The sequence below is a fragment of the Streptomyces sp. NPDC049837 genome, from assembly GCF_040674455.1.
Lineage (GTDB): Bacteria > Actinomycetota > Actinomycetes > Streptomycetales > Streptomycetaceae > Streptomyces.
The window spans coordinates 269,725-285,549 of the sequence record NZ_JBFAMP010000005.1 but is presented as its reverse complement, the minus strand read 5'-3'; the positions used below and the strand labels follow the sequence as shown (position 1 = coordinate 285,549).

The window sequence follows — 15,825 nt, the reverse complement described above, 5'->3', positions numbered from 1 at the left end:
TGCACCTCCGGCTGCTTGGCTGCGTTTGCTGGCGTAGCTCTGCGTATCTACTGCTCAGCAGACTGCCACCATTGGGCTGTGCGCGCTGGAAAATGGCCACACGAGCCCCTATGCGCACGCACGTACGGACACGTGCGAGCGCGCGGGGCGGCCTTGGCGGCTGTCCCGCGCGCTCGTGCGGCTCCCGAACCGGCCCGTGGGGGTGCGTTCTCAGCCGTACCGTTCAGTGCGTCACCGCTCAGTGCGCCACGGCGCGGGCCATCGACCCGCTGCGTGGCTGCGGCTGCATCGGCAGGGCCGTGGCCGGGCGGCCACCGCCTCCCGAGCCGGAGCTGCGACGTGGCTGTGCGCCCACGCCGTTCTGGACGTCCATCACGGCGTGCGCCACGAGGCCGCCCATCGGATCGTGTCTGATCAGGTCCCGGAGCCGGGAGCGCGACGAACGCCCCTCGTTCCCGGGGTAGAGGTGCTTGCCGAGCCCGACCGCGTGGGCCAGTGCGGCGAGCGCCGCGGTCCGCGGGTCCGGCGGTACGCCGGTGCGGATCGCACTGTCCAGCCGGGCCCTGATTTCCCGGCTGATCGCCGTCTCCGTCGCCTGGTAGCGCGTCGTCGGCAGCACCCCGCACATCTGGCCCTCGACGGCATGGACCATGCCGCACCGCTCCAGATGCGAGAGATACGTCTGGCGCAGCCCCAGCCGGGGCCCGCCGATCCAGTGGACGGCGCGCACCGGACTGCCACGCCTGCGCAGCAGCTCGAGCGCGGAGTCCAGTGTCGGATCTCCGGTCGGCCGTGGCATCACCACGGCGATACGATCCCCGTCAGGGGCTATCCGTCCCGCCAGAGCCAGCTCCACTAGCTGTGCTCCGGCCAGGCCGAGGTCGAGCGACTGCGGCTGCGCTGTGGTACCCGTGGCCGGGTCCAGAGCGAGCAGCAGAAGCTCCTCCGGAAGTGTTCTGCGGCTCCTGCCCATCCATGCCTCCCCGCGTGGATGAATGACAGGGTGACCCCTCTCACATTGGTCTGTCGAGAGTGCCTGGGTGCTTCGTACGGGAACCAGTAGGTATGTCGTTCTCGTCTTGCCCCGGGGCCAAGCGCTCACACAGGACACTGGTACATGTTTCGGCAACGCGTTGATTGAAGGAGGCACGGTGGCGGGCGAGTCCCCCGACAAGTCGGAGCAACAGAAAACGCCGGGGGAGACGGCTTCGGACGAGCGCGATCCGAGGCTTACCGTGCGCCGTGACGCCAAGCCGCCGGTCGACCAGCCGACGGCGGTGTTCAAGGCGGTCCCCAGGGCCGCCGGGCCCAAGGACGACGACGCCCGCCTGCGCGACGCCGTGGCGGCCTGGGTCACGCCCCAGGCCACCGGAGCGGGCGGAAACGACCCTGCTGCGGATGAGCCGGTCGTCGGCGACGGTGACGGGTCGGCCGGTGCCGAGGGTGCCGAGCCCGCCGAGCCGGCCGCCGAGGCCGCCGCGCCCGCCGCTGCCGAGGAGCCGGACACGGGCGACGCGGCCGCCGCTGCCGAGGAGCCGGCCGCCGCCGAGGGTGCTGAGCCGTCGGGCGAGACCGCCGCGCCCGCCACCGCCGACGAGTCCGCCGCTGACGAGTCCGCCGCTGCCGAGGCCGACGAGCGGCCCCAGGCCCGTACGGCCGACGAGCCGACCCCCGCCAACGCCGCCGACGACGACGCCGCCGACGAGCCGTCCGCCGTCAAGGCCGAGGAACCGGCTCCCGAGGCCGACGAGCCGTCCACCGCCGCGGTCGAGGAGCCGCCGTCCCGCAAGGCCGGGGACACGCCCAGCGGGGCCGGGGAGGCCGGCCGGGAGGCCGACGGGCCGGCCGTTGACCAGCCCACCGCCGTCTTCCGGGCCGTGCAGCGGAAGCCGGTGGACCAGCCGACGACCGCGCTGAAGGCGATCACGCCCACGCCGAAGCCGGGCCAGGCGTCCGCGCCGGAGTCCGCGGCCGAGCGGACGAGCAAGTTCGTCCCGCTGCGCTCGGACGACGTGCGCCCGGTTGCGAAGAAGCCCGCGCCGAAGCCCCCGGCCCAGAGCACCCCCGCCGAGACCACCCCGAGCCCCGCCGGGGGGACGGCCGCCGCCACGCCCGCCTCCCTCACCGAGCCGGAGCGGACCAAGCAGCAGCCGCTGCCGCCCAGGCCGCCGCTCGACATGCTCGCCGAGCTGACGAACACGCCGCCCCCGCCGGAGACCCCGGTCCGGACGGTCGTCCGGCGCATCAAGATCTGGACGCCGCTCGTCGTCCTCCTGGCGATCATCTTTGCGATCGTGCAGTTCGTACGGCCACTGCCCGCGCCCACGCTGGCGCTGACGGCCAAGCCCTCCTACACCTTCGAGGGGGGCAAGCCCTCCCTGCCGTGGCCGGACGAGGGCCAGGGCTACATGTCGGCGACCGGCCTCGGCACCGTCGACTCGTTCGGCGAGCAGAAGCCCGTGCCGATCGGCTCCGTGGCCAAGGCGATGACGGCGTACATCATCCTCAAGGAGCACCCCCTGAAGAAGGGGTCCAAGGGCGAGATGATCGAGGTCGACGCCCTGGCCGAGAAGGAGGGCGGTTACGACGCGCAGAACGAGTCGACGCTGAACACCGTGAAGGCCGGCGACAAGATCTCGCAGCACGACGCGCTCGCCGCCATCATGATCCCCTCCGCCAACAACATCGCCCGGCTGCTCGCGCGCTGGGACGCCGGTTCCGAGGCGGCGTTCGTCAAGAAGATGAACGACACCGCCAAGGAACTCGGGATGAAGAACACCACGTACACCGACCCCTCGGGCCTGAACCACACCACCGTCAGCTCCGCCGAGGACCAGGTGAAGCTGGGCGAGAAGCTGGTGGAGATCCCGGCGCTGCTGGAGATCACCGCGATGCCGTGGTGGACGGACCCGTCGGGCAAGAAGTGGCGCAACTACAACGATCTCGTCCCGTACGACGGCGCCCTCGGCATCAAGACCGGCAGCACCACCAAGGCGGGCGGCAACCTGCTCTTCGCCGCGCACAAGAAGGTGGGCGACACGGACCAGCTCATCGTCGGCGCGGTGCTGGCGCAGTACAAGACGCCGATCCTCGGCAGCGCGATCGCGGCCAGCAAGGAGGCGATGCTCGCCACGCAGGACCTGCTGGAGAGCCACACGGTCGTCAAGAAGGGCGACGTGGTCGGCCACGTCGACGACGGTCTCGGCGGCACCACCCCGGTGGTCGCGACCAAGGACGTGAAGGTCGTGGGCTGGTCGGGCCTGAAGGTCGAGCTGGAGCTGAGCAACGGCGGCCGCGCGCTGCCGCACTCCGCGCCGGCCGGCACGCAGGTCGGCGTCCTCACCGTGGGCGAGGGCGCCAGCCAGGTCCGCGTACCAGTGGCCCTGCGGAGCGCGCTGGCCGAACCGGGCCTCGGCGACAAGCTGACCCGGCTCGGCTGAAACCGCCCTGGGCGCCCCGGATTTCCGGGGCGCCCCCGTGTTAGCGTCCGGACACGTCCGGGCAACGCGAGGCGCCGGGACGACGTCTACGCAGACAGCACGTGGCAAGGGCCTGGGGGACGACGCAGAGAGCAGAGAGCCGCAGTGACGACCACTGAGCCGACGAGCGCCGAGCCGACGAGCGCCGGACCGGCCCGCGCCCAGTCGGCCCCTGTTCAGTCGGCCGGCGGCGGACCGGCCCGCGCCCGGTCGGCCCGCGCAGAAGACGCCCCGGCTTCCCGGGCGCGAATAAGGCCACCGGCCGAGGCGCAGGGCAGTACCGCCGACCCCGGGGCGCCCGAGACCGCTCTCCCACGCATCCCGTTCCTCCGCCACCCCGTCACCATCGCGACGGGGCTGGCGGCGCTCACGCACATCGTCTGGTTCTTCGTCTTCGCGAACAGCGGAGGCGACCTCGCCGCGCAGGACGCGTGGGCCGAGTTCGTGGGGCGGCACCCCGACTCCGCGTACAACCTGGCCTGGTACGGCGGGATGCACCCGGTGTCGTACAGCGTCGTGTCGCCGTACCTGATGTCGCTGCTCGGCGTGCGTACGACGATGATGATCGCCGGTACGGCGTCCGCCGCGCTGACCGCGCTGATCCTGGTCCGGGTGCGGGCCGTGCGCAATCCGCTGGCGTGCTCGCTCGCCGGGGTGTTCGCGTTCCTGTGCAACGCGCTGTCCGGCCGCGTCACCTTCGGCCTCGGCATGATGTTCGCGCTGGGCGCGGTGGCCGCCGTGTTCTGCTGGCCGTACCGGTGGCGTACGAAGCGGTGGGCGAAGGCCGCGGTCGCGGCGCCGCTCGCGGGGCTGGCGACGGCGGCGAGCCCGGTCGCCGGGCTGTTCCTGGGCGTGGCGGCGGCGGCGCTGTTCCTCAACAAGCGCCGCCCCGGGGCGTACGCGCTCGGTCTCGCGCCGGTCGCCGTCGTGGCCCTGTCGTCGTGGCTGTTCCCGTTCTCCGGTACGCAGCCGATGTCGTTCGGGTCGACGATGCTGCCGTTCGCCTTCGGGGTCCTGGTCTTCGCCCTCGTACCGGAGGACTGGCGCACGGTCCGCACCGGCGCGGCCGTGTACGCGCTCGGCACGCTGCTGACCTGGCTGATCGACTCGCAGATCGGGTCGAACGTGTCGCGGCTGCCGATGCTGTTCGCCGGTGTGGTGCTGCTGGCGGCCCTGCCGTACACGGCCCGCCGCACCCGCAAGTGGTACGCCCTCGTCCTCGCCTTCGCGGTCCTGAACGTGTGGATCGGTTTCAAGAGCGCCGACGACATCGTCCGTACCGCCCCCGACGCGTCCTGGGCGCGTGAGGCGGCGCCGCTGATCAACCAACTGCAGCAGCTCGGCGCGGAGAAGGCGCGGGTGGAGGTGGTCCCGGCGCGCAGCCACCGTGAGGCCTCGGCGCTGGCCCCGTACATCAACCTCGCCCGCGGCTGGAACCGTCAGGCGGACATGGAGCGCAACCCGGTCTTCTACGACGACACCCTCAACTCCGCCACCTACCGCGACTGGCTGCACCGCTGGGCCGTCCACTACGTGGTGCTCCCCAAGGGCGAGCCGGACACGGGTGCCGAGCAGGAGGCGGAGCTGGTCAAGGACGGCCAGCCGTACCTCCGTCCGGTGTGGTCCGACGCCAACTGGCGGCTGTTCGCGGTCGAGGACCCGACCCCGCTGGCCGACCCGCCGGCGATGGTGGAACGGGCGGGCGCCGGCGAGGTAACGATCCGGGTGGGCACGGCGGGCCGGGTGCTGATCCGCGTCCCGTACTCGCCGTGGCTGGCGCTCCTCGACGAGGACGGCAAGAAGGTGGAGCCGCCGCAGGAGACGAAGGCCTCGCAGGAGCGCGAGGAGGGGCCCAAGACCTTCCTCAACCTCCATGGCTGCCTGCTGAAGGCGGAGGAGGACCGGGAGGGCGACGAGTGGACGGAGCTGCTCGCGCCGAAGCCGGGGGTGTACCGGCTGGCCGCACCGTACAAGATCTTCCCGCGCGGCACTCCGTGCCCGGAGGAACTGCGCTGACCCTCACGGTTACCGCGAGTCGCGCTGCATAGTGGTCGGGCATGGCGAGCGTACGAACTGTGCTGGCAGCGGGCTTCGTCGTGGCCGGGGGCTGCCTGATCGCTGCGGTGACCCTCCTGGGCGGCGAGGACCGCGCGGCCCCGGGCCCGGACGGGCGGGTGCCGGAGCGGAGCCTGCCGTCCCTCATCGCCCCGACGCGCCCGCCCACGTACACGGCCTGGGCGGGCCCGGGCTGCACGACGGACGCCACCTACCGGGAGCAGGGCCGCTTCGAGAACGGCGACGCCGCCTGGTTCACCGTGCCGTCCGGCGGCTTCCGGGGCGGCGGCTGCGACGGCCGGTTCACCGCCCTCCCCATGTCGGGCACCCCGGACCGCGACGGCCCGGGCACCGCGACATGGACCTGGCCGGTCGGCAAGGACTACGAACGCTGCGCCCTCGCGGTCTTCGTCCCCAAGGGCCCCCGCGACATCGATGTCGCCGGCAACCCCACCGTCTACCGGGTCCTCGCCGACCCTGACGACCCCACCTCCACCTACGCCGCCTTCGGCGTCCGCCAGCCCCTCCACCGCGGCACCCTGGTCCAGGTCGGCACCTACCCGGTCAAGTCCCCCACCTTCACGGTCCACCTCACCAACCGCGGCCTCGACTGGGGCACCCCCTCCCTGACAGGCGCCCACCACGCGGCGGCCCAACTCCGGCTGACGTGCCGGACTGAGGCATAGTCAGTCCGCTTGTGTGTGTGCTGAATAGGCACCTTTGGGCTGCCAATTGCATCGCGCATGTGCCTGGCGGCAGGAGTGGAGAGCGTGTGAAGATGGGCCGTGTGCCGCCAGCTCACGAACTCCGTCGTTGGTTATCCAGCCAGCCGTCAGAATCCCTGCAATACATGCTGGCCTTCCTCGCGGTCGTCCACGGCCACACGTTCGGATACCAGTGCGAACCGACGCGGCAGGCGCGCGCGAGCGGCGCGGGCATGCGGTCCTGGGTCGCCAGGGCTCCCGCCGATCTGCTCCTGCACATCGCAGAGGTCGGGCGCGAGGTGGCCGACAGGGTGGCCCGTCAGCAAGGCTTCGCCGGACAGGGCCTGCCTCACGCGGATGCCGAGGGCCTGAAAGCGACGTTCACGGCTCTGCCGCCGTCACTCGCATGTCTGGCCCTCCACTGGTACGCGCTCACCGACGAGAACCCGCCAGAGCGTCAGTGCGTCATGGAGCACTGGGGCACCCTCTGGCAGGCCGCCACCACCCCGGCACCGTGGCCCGAGCCGCCCAAGACCCGCCGGCGCTCCGCCAAGGCGGGGACAGGGCCGGCAGGCACGGCCCCGGCCTCGCCGGAGGCGCAGCACAGCACGCGATCCCAACTCGCCGACAGGGAGAACCTGGTGTCCGACGACCTCGCCGAGCAGCTCGTGGCCGCCGCGCATCGACTGCGCAGGGAGGGCGAGGCGCTGGCGGGCCGGCTGGAGAGCCTTGCGACGGACATCCGCAGGGGCGTGGGCACGAGGGACTCCCAGGTGACCGCTGCTGTGGACGCCTGGTTCGGCCGGCGAGCCGAGACAGCCGAGTTGGCACTCCGCCTCGGCGGCGACACCCGGTGGACCGATGAGCAGACCCATGACGATCTCGACCGGATGCTGGCGGGTGTTCGCGCGGCGAAGGTCCGTGAGGAGATCGAAAAGGCCGTGGCCGATCGCGCGGGGCTCGTCACGATGCTTGCCGGGACGAGCAATCCGGGCGTGCTCAGCGGATTGCAGGCGGCGATCGTCGCCATCGACACCCGGTTGGCGGAGCTTCGCTCGATCGACGGGCTTCCGCCCGAGCCCCGGCAGGCCGGCCCCCTCACCGGGGAGCCCCCCGCGCCCGACACGCCCGAGCCGCTTCCCGAGGCGGCGGGCGCGCACACCCTCCCCGCCGCGGCCGGGGCATCGGTTGCCGAAGAGGCGGGCTCGGGCGGCGAGGAGACGGAGCCCGCGGCAGACGCCCGCGTAACCGATCCGGAGGAGACGGAGCCCGCGGCAGACGCCCGCGTAACCGAACCGGAGGAGGCGCCGCCCGCGGCAGCCCCTTCGACGGTACCGGCCGCGCGGACCGTGAACGGGCCGGAGAGCCGCCTCGGGCAGACCGGCGGCGCCCTCCCGCAACCACGCACCGCACCACGGCAGCCGGTGGCACCGCAGGCGGCCCTCCCGCCGGACGTCCGGCAGGCAGCCGTACCACCGGACGTCCCTCAGGCGGCCCTTTCGCCGGACCTCCCGCAGCAGCGGCCGGACGAGGACGAGCGGGAGGCCACCGATGCCGTCGGGGCAGCCACCGCCGTCGGGTCGACCGACATCTGGACGCGGACGGGCGATCACCCCTCCCCGATGGAGACGTTGATCGCCGCCGGCAGGCTGGCCGAGGCCTATTGGCTGAGCCGAGCCGCCGGGGAGCGGGAGGAGCGGTGCCAGTCCCTCGCCTTCGCCGCGTCGGCGTTCGGCCTGGCGCCCGGTCAGCAGGCGGCGATGACCCTGCAGCTCAACGTCGAGGAGGAGTGCGGCCCGCTGCCGACCGCGGAGGACCGGGACGGATACCTCATCGCCCTGGCCGCCGCCGTACGCAGTGGTCTGCAGGCAGGCTGGGCGTTGCCGATCGTCAACGACTTCGCTCAGTTGCCCGGTCTGCCCGAGGTATGGAACGAGCTGTTCCGGACGCTGGCTCAGGAGACCCGCAGAGGAGTGTCGGTCCAGCCGGGCGAGGAGTTCAGCCTGGGGCAGGACGACACCGTCGATCCGATGGACCTGGGTGACCGGGCGGAGGCGCTCAAGCGTCGTCTGCCGACCAGCAAGATCGCCTACCAGCTCGCCTCGCGGGTGCTCCAGACCCTGCTCAAGGACGACGCGGAACTCGGGCGGACGCTCAACCTGATCACGGCATGGTCGGTGGGCGGGGCAACCCCTGAACAATTGCGCCAAGACCTTGAGAGCACCTACGGGGGACACGATTCCGTCGATCGGATCATCAGGGACACGACGCGCCGGGTCAGCTCCCCCAACCAGCGGAAGACCAAAATCATCGCCACGGCTCTGGATCAACTGCGCGGACGCATTGGAGAGGTGACGATGCTGCTGCGCGAGGCGGTGCAGGTCGCCGAGATGCCGCCGCGCGGTGACAGCCGACGGCTCCGCAGCGAGTTGGTGGACGCGGTCCGGGCGGCGCTTCAGGCGGCACCGCTGCCCGGCCCCGGCGGCGAAGCGGTGCGATTGCTGCTCAACTGGATCAACACAGGGTCCTCCCCGGTCCCGCCGGGGTCCGTGCGCGGGCTGCCCAGTACCGACTCGCTGCTCGTCCTGCCGGGTCTGACCTGGACCACGACGGCCGCGGGCCAGGACATACCGGACCTGTCCGCGGCGGACACCCTGGACGCCCTGCTGGAGCTCACGGATCCGGTCGACACGGGGAAGGCGTTCGCCGCCCATGTCGACCGCGGTGACCTGCACCTCGCCGGACGCCTCGTCGAACTCGTGGAGACGGGCAGACACCGCGCCGTCTCCACGCCGGAAGCGGGCCAGGCGGACACGTTGCGGCGTCTGCTCGGTGACTCCGAGGCCGAGTGGCGCGTCAAGGCCGACGCGGCCTTGCGCCAAGCCGCCGACCTCTTCGCCCAGGTGCGCCTTCAGAACCTGCTCACTCCCGGGCAGGAGAGCCACCTGGCGGCCCAGCTTCTCGATCTCGAGAATTCGGGCAACGACCTGCGGTTCCGTCGGCGGCTGGAACAGGTACGGGAAGTGGTCGCCCAATTGAGCACGCGGGTGTCGGAGAAGACCGACCAACTTCGCGAACAGCTCGCCGGACTGAACCTGGGTGAGGTGGACGTCGCCCGGATCAGCGGTCTCATCGACCGTGGGGACGTCGCCACCGCCGAGGAGCTGCTGTCCTTCGCACGCAAGGGCGAGAGCATTCCGGAGCAGGCTGCTGAGACCGGCGAGGAGATGGCGGCCTTCCTGGAGGGCGTGCGGCACCCGGACGCCCCCAAGGCCAGCAGCACCGGAGTCAGCGCGCGCTGGTGGTTCGACCACTACGCACGCGGTCGCTCCGGGCAGGCGGAGACCGATGCGGTCACGGTGGCCCTGGAAGCATGGGACTCGCTCGGGCGGCCGAACGAGCGCCGCAACTCCTTCCAGAAGCACGTCCCCAGCGTGCTGCGCATGCTCGGCCTGAGCGTCAAGGGGCCGGTCCGGCTCGGGGACCAGGACCGCAAGGACTGGCAGGTGATGACGCTCTCGATCACCGCCGAGATCAGTGACAACGTCCCCGGCTACGTGTCGCGGCTCGGTTCCCGCGCCGGTGGCGTCTACCGAGTCCTCATCGTCGCGAACGAGGAGCTGGGCCCCGACGCCCTGCTGCGTCACCTGCCCGAGGCCGCGCTCGGCGCCAACATCATCCTCTACCTGCAACCGCTCGGCATCGGTGGACGCCGGCGCCTCGCCCAGGCCTCGTACCAGAAGCCGCAGCAGGCGATCGTCGTCGACCCGGCCGTCCTCGGCTGGATCGCCGCCGGCGAGGCCCGCTCCTTCCGAGCGGTGCAGCGCGTGACACTGCCGTGGGCCGCGTACCGGCCGTACGAGCCCTTCCAGGCCGGGCAGGTCTCCGCCGAGGTCTTCAAGGGCCGCGACGACGAGAAGAGCGCCATCATGGCCCGTGAGGGTGGTCTCTTCGTCTACGGCGGACGTCAGTTGGGCAAGTCCTCACTGCTCCGGCAGGTGGCGGACAGCTTCCAGGTGGGGCACGGCGGCAACCAGGTCGCGGTCTACACGGACCTCCGCATCGCCGAAATCGGTCTCAGCCGGCTCCCCAACGACATCTGGAGCGTGCTGGCCCACGAGCTGAAGGTCGTGGGGGTCCTCGACCACAGCGTGTCGGGGAACGCGGCCCCGGCCACCGTTGCCACTCGGATCCGGCAATGGCTCGACGAGAGTTCGGACCGGCGCATCCTCTTCCTCGCCGATGAGGCGGACGCCTTCCTCAACGCGGACGCCCGGCCCGTCGAGACGGCCGGGGCACAGTCGACCTTCCGGACCCTCGCCGGCCTGATGCAATTGATGGCCGACACCGAACGCCGCTTCAAGATCGTGTTCGCGGGTCTGCACCAGGTGCAGCGGTACAACCGGCTCACCAACTCCATCACCGGCCACGGCGGCGAGCCGGTCCTGGTCGGCCCGCTGCGCCCGAAGGCCGCGGTCGACCTGGTCGTCGAACCGCTGGCCGCGGTGGGGCTGTTCTTCGACAACCCGGACCTCGTCTGGCGCATCCTGGCCCTGACCAACAACCAGGCCAACCTCGTGCAGATCGTCTGCGAGGGACTGGTCGAGGAGATGCAGAGCCGCGCACTGTCCCCGGACGGCGGGCGTCCCCGGATCACCGCGGCCGACGTGCAGAAGGTCGTCGCCTCCGGGGGCATCCGGGACAAGATCCGCGACCGGCTCCGGCTGACCATCGACCTGGAGGACCGGTACCGCGTTCTGACGCTGATCCTGGCCCTGCGAAGCCTCACGGACGGCTACGCCCGCGGCTACACGCCCCACGAGTTGCAGGAACAGGCGCACGGCGTGTGGCCGGACGGCTTCCCCGAGCAGAACGGCGTGGACGAGGTCCGCACCGACCTGATGGAGATGGAGGGTCTCGGCCTGGTCCTGCCCCTGCAGGGCCGGAGCAACAGCTTCGTCATGCGCAGCCCGAACATCGTCAACATGCTCGGCACCCGCGACGAACTCCACGCGGAGCTGCGCACCAGCGAGTTCACGCAGAAGTACGACTACAACCCGCGCGTGGCCCGCCGGTCCATCGGCGTCGACCGCCGTCAGGTCATGCGCATGAGCCCGCTGACGGACGAGCAGTGGCACGACGCGCTCTCCCGGCGCATCACGATGATCACGGCTACGACGGCACTCGGCGCCGGATTCCTGGAAAAGGCCGCGAAGCAGCACGCCGGGGAGGGCCGCCAGTTCTTGTCGGTGCCGATGGCGGAGCTGGCCCAGACCGTCACCAAGTGGGCCCGGGAGCACACGCCGCACCTCCTCTTCGCCGACCTGCGCGGTGCCCCCTCGGCCGATGTCCGGGACGCGGTCGAACGACTCGCCAAGTACGCCTGGGCGTCGGAGGAGGACGGCAAGGAGATCCCACGCCGGCGCACGCTGGCCGTCGTCGACCCGCTGACCGCGTCCGGCCTCGATCTCCCGGAGGTGTTCCGGGTACAGCCCCGGCGCTGGAACACCACCAGTCTCCGCGCGTGGCCTGAGCAGCCGTTCGTCTCGGCCCAGGAGCGGCGCAACCTCATCGAGGCGACGGGGGGCTGGCCCGCCTTCGTCGAGCAGACCATCGCCCGGTACATCCAAGGTGCCCGCCGGGAGGAGCTCTTCGAGACGATGCGTGTCCGCATGGACGACCCTGGTCCCGCCGCCGACCACCTGCAACGGGTGGGGCTCTCCGAACGCCGTGTGCGGCAGATGGCCGCCTGGGCCGATATGTTCAGCCTGGAGGAGTACCGCGAGGGCAAGGCCCATGCCATCCCCCAGGACCTGGCCGTCGTGCTCGACGACGACTTGGACGAGGCCGAGTCACTGCTGACGGATCTGGAGGCGCTCGGGGTCCTGGACGACGACGGCGAGGTCCTCACCGTCGACAGCGTCACCTTCCGCGCCCTCCACACCGTGGCGAGGCTGCAGGACGGGGCGGTGTGACCGAGCTGATCGGACCGGCCTGCGCCCTGTCCCCGGACGTCGTGCTGCACCTGCCGGGCGCGAGACGCCACTGTGCGCGGGTCCTTGCCGACCTGCGGGCCGGGCTCACATGCGTCTGGCTTTTCCCGGACGCTGAGGTGGAGTCGGACCGCGCGGACCGCGCCGTGGAGGCGGTGATCCACCGCCTCGACGACGTCGTGGACGTCCCACGCAAGGAGACGCGCTCGCGCACCGAGCCGAGGACGGCCGCGCCGGACGCGCGGGACCCGTGGGATGCTTTCGCCATCGAGGGCGCGTCTGTCGCCCGGAGCTCCGACGACGCCTTCGACATCGATGACGGCTTCGGCGACTGGGACCCATTCGGCCCCTCCGGCCGCGCCAACGGTTCCGGCCCTTCGGCGGCCCGGCCCTTCGGCGCAGCCGCGGCCCAATACTCCGACGGTCCGGACACCGACGTCGCCGTGCGCATTGCCGACAGTCTCAATCTGCACGGAGATCTGGTCTCGGAACTGGTCACCGACCCGGACCGCCGTGCGCCCGTGCTTGTCGTCCGTGCATGGACCGAGGATCCGACCGCCGTCTCCCGACTGATACGTCGCTTCCAGGCCGCTGTGAAGGAGGCCGGCCTGAAACCGGGCGACCGCCCTCGGCTCCTCGTGCCCTCTCGCCTACAGGACCTTGAGGCGGACACCGTGGGCCTCCTTGACGGAACGGTGTCGAGATCCCACTGGTGGTGGGGCGTCTGGGGCCACCTCGACACGGCCACGGTCGTGGCCGACGCCATCCCCCTTGGGGGAGTGGGGCATGCCCATGACCGCATGACGCCCGGTAAGCTCGTCCGGCACGCCCTGCGTTGCGAGACGGTCGTACAGGTGGCTGGTCCCGATCTGGGACTCGCCGTGAAGCTGGCCGACATCTGGAGCGGCAAGCTCAACGACCTGGCTCCCGCTCTGCGTGAGTGCTGCGCCGAGCCCGAGGCTCAAGGCGCCCACACTCGTGCGACCTCCGGCGCGGCATACGCGCCGCTCCCCGAGCAAGGGCTGCGCGAGGCGTGGTCGGCCGGGCTGGTCGACAGATGGGAGGGGCAGGTCCGCCGCAGCCCCCGCTCCGGTGTTGCCACACACGGTGGTCCGGAACTCGACAAGCTGGTGTGGCAGGCCCAGAACCGTGTGCTGCTACCGCTGATCGACGACGCCCGCCTCGGCTTCATCGAGCTACTCCCGCGCATCGCGGTACGCGGGGTCGCACGACTCGTCGACACCTATGTCCGGCAGTCCCTGCGTGGCGCCAACGGCTCGGCGGCAGACCTCGCTTCCATGGAACTCGGCGAGCTCTACGACGCGGCGGTGCACCGGGACATCGACCTCACCGAGGTTCAGTTCCGCCGGCTGCGCACGCTGCGGTTGGTACGAAACAAGCTCGCCCACCGCACACCTCTCGACGATGCTCTGCTCCAGGACCTGCTGGACGCGCTCGCCAGCTTCTGACGTCCGGCGCCCCCTATGGCGCCGCGCCGAGTCCGGGTGCCTCGCCCTCGACGGCCGGGGCCCTCTGGTACAAGCCCGTGGTGGGTCACGGTGCCCGGCATGGGCTTACCGGTGGCAACGAATGACCGGACCACCCCGGGGCTGGATCACCAGGGTGGTCCGGTGCACTCGACTTTGATCACTTACGGGCGTGTGACCTTACTTCGGGCGGTCGGTAGCGGCTGGGCTCTTGCCGTCCTGTCCGACGCCCGGTGCGTGCCCCATGTCTACGACCCAAGTTCCGTTGTGGCGGGACATTTGCACGTAGGTGCTGAAGGGCTTGCCGTCGCGGTCGGTTGCGAGGACTTGGGTACTGGCCAGATCCTCTCCAAACTCGTGAGACACCCGCACGTCCTTTAGCTTCAGGCCGCGTCCGCCGTCTGTGGCGATGACCTTCCGCGCGTCCTGCTCGGCTTCTCCGTAACCGGGCGGGCCGAGTTCTACGAGGGCTTCGACGTCGCGTGCGTTGAGCGCCGCAACGTACGCTTCCGCCGTCTCACGTTCGGTCCGCCCAACCGAGGAAGGCTCCTCCTGGGAGCAGCCGACCAGCAGTGCGAAAACAAGCGTGGTGGCTGGCGCCAAGGGCTTTCGTAAGGTCATCCGTTTCCCTCACCAGTTGGTCATGTCCGGTGGGCGTACCAGGTAGCACGCGGGTACTGCGCGAGAATCGTGCTCAGCCGAGACGACGGCCTGCCTCCCGGCCGGCACGCCGGACGTCCTTCAGCTCGCCCATCTCCGCGAGCTGGTCGGTGCCCAGGACTAGCTGTCCGTAATGGCCCTGGTACTGGGGCTTGAGGCGGCCCTCATCAGGGACCCCAGGCGGTCGACCAGGTTCTGGTACCGGTGCGGGGCCAGCTCGTCCTTCGGAGGCGTCTCGCCCAGCTCCCCACCCTCTTCCCGCAGCCCCATGTGTGCCATATGCGTAATGGGAGTACGAAGGCCCTCCCGTCCGTCGGACGGAAGGGCCTCTGACCAGGCGCTTCTCGGTGCCCCCGGCAGGATTCGAACCTGCGACACCCGCTTTAGGAGAGCGGTGCTCTATCCCCTGAGCTACGGAGGCGGACGGTGCCGTGGTGGGCACCGGCGTCAGTGTAGCGGGTGAGGGTGGGGCGGGGTGGGGTCAGGCCGGGCGGGCGAGGGTGACGAGGGCGTTGAAGCGTTCGTCGTCGTCCTGGCGCATTATCACGAGGACGCGGGGGCGGCCGTGGGGGTCGTGGGGGGCCGGGTGGGCTTCTATGAGGCAGGGGGTGTCGAGTTCGACGTAGCGGTGGAAGGTGACTTCCATGGCGGCGGGGAGCACCCGGTGGGGGTGGGAGACGGCCTGGGCGGCCTGGCGGGCGGCTTCCATGAGGAGCATGCCCGGGGCGTGATCGACGGGGTGGTCGAAGAAGAGCGGGTGGTGGACGTCCACGCGGAGCTGCCAGCGGCGGGGTATGTGGGTGGGGGAGAGGACCACGTTGTGGAAGGTGTCCAGGCCCACGTCCGGCGGGGAGGCCGGCGGTGCGAGCGGGAGGGCGCCGGACATCATGGCGTGGGCGTCGCCGCGGCCCTGGCGGAGGCGTTGGTAGACCGCCGGGGCCTGGATGGTGAAGCGGGTGTGCGCGGTGCCCAGGTGGATGCCGCCGCGCCGGACGATGATGCCCAGTGCGAGGGCGGCCGCGCGCCGGCCACGGCGTACGACGTCCTTGCAGACGACCTTGAGGTCCACCGCCGTGGGGTGGTCCGGGTCGGCGAGCAGGGCCGGTGTGCGGGCGGAGTAGCGGAAGTCCTCCCACAGCAGGTGGTGGCCGAGCGGGACCTCGAAGGCGTCGTGGCACAGCAGCGGGAACGTCTGGCGGACGGTCTCCACGAGCAGCATGGGGTCGTCGTGCCGGTCGCGGACGGGGAAGAGGGCGTGGGCGCGGGACCAGTCGGCCGTGATCTCGAAGGTTCGGTCCGAGATCCGTTCGCAGCGGGACAGGAGGACCTGGTCGGGGTCGTCCTTGTGGACGTGTTTCCGCGGGACTAAGGACAGGGCTGCCTTGGAACTGGCTGGCCTGGACATCGTGGTTCCCCCTGGGTGCTGCGGCCGGTAAGCCCGTAATAT

At 71.2% G+C, this 15,825-nt stretch carries 8 protein-coding genes and 1 tRNA gene; 5 read left to right on the top strand and 4 right to left on the bottom strand.

The genetic code is table 11. The annotated features are described in order from the left end of the window. Positions 1 to 238: 238 nt before the first annotated feature. A complete protein-coding gene (locus tag AB0J57_RS16180; protein WP_366128780.1) occupies positions 239 to 973 on the bottom strand; it encodes a GPP34 family phosphoprotein in 735 nt (244 codons plus the stop codon). 178 nt (positions 974 to 1,151) lie between these two features. Between AB0J57_RS16180 and AB0J57_RS16175 the strand changes: the two genes are divergently transcribed. From AB0J57_RS16175 to AB0J57_RS16155, 5 genes are all read left to right on the top strand, one after another. Next, positions 1,152 to 3,440 (top strand): D-alanyl-D-alanine carboxypeptidase, encoded by a 2,289-nt coding sequence (locus AB0J57_RS16175; RefSeq protein WP_366128779.1) that lies wholly within the window; start codon positions 1,152 to 1,154, stop codon positions 3,438 to 3,440. A 357-nt stretch (positions 3,441 to 3,797) separates the two neighbouring features. Continuing rightward, positions 3,798 to 5,495: an MFS transporter gene (locus tag AB0J57_RS16170; protein ID WP_366129095.1), complete on the top strand. Its 1,698-nt coding sequence runs from the start codon at positions 3,798 to 3,800 to the stop codon at positions 5,493 to 5,495. 41 nt (positions 5,496 to 5,536) lie between these two features. Next, positions 5,537 to 6,220, top strand: a complete 684-nt coding sequence (locus AB0J57_RS16165) for an adhesin (RefSeq protein ID WP_366128778.1) — start codon at positions 5,537 to 5,539, stop codon at positions 6,218 to 6,220. A gap of 164 nt (positions 6,221 to 6,384) precedes the next feature. Further along, a complete protein-coding gene (locus AB0J57_RS16160) occupies positions 6,385 to 12,213 on the top strand; it encodes a hypothetical protein (protein WP_366128777.1) in 5,829 nt (1,942 codons plus the stop codon). Next, the gene (locus tag AB0J57_RS16155) at positions 12,210 to 13,700 is read left to right on the top strand and encodes a hypothetical protein (RefSeq protein ID WP_366128776.1); all 1,491 of its coding nucleotides are present in this window, start codon (positions 12,210 to 12,212) and stop codon (positions 13,698 to 13,700) included. Before AB0J57_RS16160 ends, AB0J57_RS16155 begins: the two co-directional genes overlap by 4 nt. A gap of 198 nt (positions 13,701 to 13,898) precedes the next feature. Here AB0J57_RS16155 and AB0J57_RS16150 read toward each other — a convergent pair whose 3' ends face one another. The 3 genes from AB0J57_RS16150 to AB0J57_RS16140 all read right to left on the bottom strand — a co-directional run bounded on the left by AB0J57_RS16150 (position 13,899) and on the right by AB0J57_RS16140 (position 15,783). Beyond that, on the bottom strand, positions 13,899 to 14,321 hold the full coding sequence (locus AB0J57_RS16150) for a hypothetical protein (protein ID WP_366128775.1): 423 nt from the start codon (positions 14,319 to 14,321) through the stop codon (positions 13,899 to 13,901). Between the two features lie 405 nt (positions 14,322 to 14,726). Then, positions 14,727 to 14,799: transfer RNA gene (locus AB0J57_RS16145), tRNA-Arg, on the bottom strand. 60 nt (positions 14,800 to 14,859) lie between these two features. Further along, positions 14,860 to 15,783: a ScbA/BarX family gamma-butyrolactone biosynthesis protein gene (locus tag AB0J57_RS16140; protein WP_366128774.1), complete on the bottom strand. Its 924-nt coding sequence runs from the start codon at positions 15,781 to 15,783 to the stop codon at positions 14,860 to 14,862. Positions 15,784 to 15,825 lie beyond the last annotated feature (42 nt).